The sequence below is a fragment of the Psychrobacter sp. 16-MNA-CIBAN-0192 genome (assembly GCF_040309565.1).
Taxonomy (GTDB): domain Bacteria; phylum Pseudomonadota; class Gammaproteobacteria; order Pseudomonadales; family Moraxellaceae; genus Psychrobacter.
The window spans coordinates 1-260 of sequence record NZ_JBEOOX010000400.1 but is presented as its reverse complement, the minus strand read 5'-3'; the positions used below and the strand labels follow the sequence as shown (position 1 = coordinate 260).

The window sequence follows — 260 nt, the reverse complement described above, 5'->3', positions numbered from 1 at the left end:
ACCCTGATGCGGTTGTTGTGTTGTTGGTGCCTCAGCCAGAGACCCTTTTATTGTCGATTCAGGCCGCTTTTCCAAAGGTACGGTTTTTTTCGGTACAAAGGTGGCCGGAAATGCCGGATAATGTGGCCCTTTTCGAGATGGCCTTGCCTTATTCTGGCGATCAAATACGGTTATTTACACAAGACGTTATGCATAACAATGCAAATATTAGGAGCAATGAATGAGCGTAATCGGGTTAATTGGCGCCATGGACGAAGAAG

The 260-nt window shown here is 46.2% G+C and carries 1 protein-coding gene; it reads left to right on the top strand.

Annotated features, from left to right (window positions below; translation table 11 throughout):
- A partial coding sequence (locus tag AAEY78_RS13740) for a hypothetical protein (protein WP_352339910.1) occupies window positions 1–224 on the top strand: 224 nt, incomplete at its 5' end.
- Window positions 225–260: the final 36 nt, after the last annotated feature.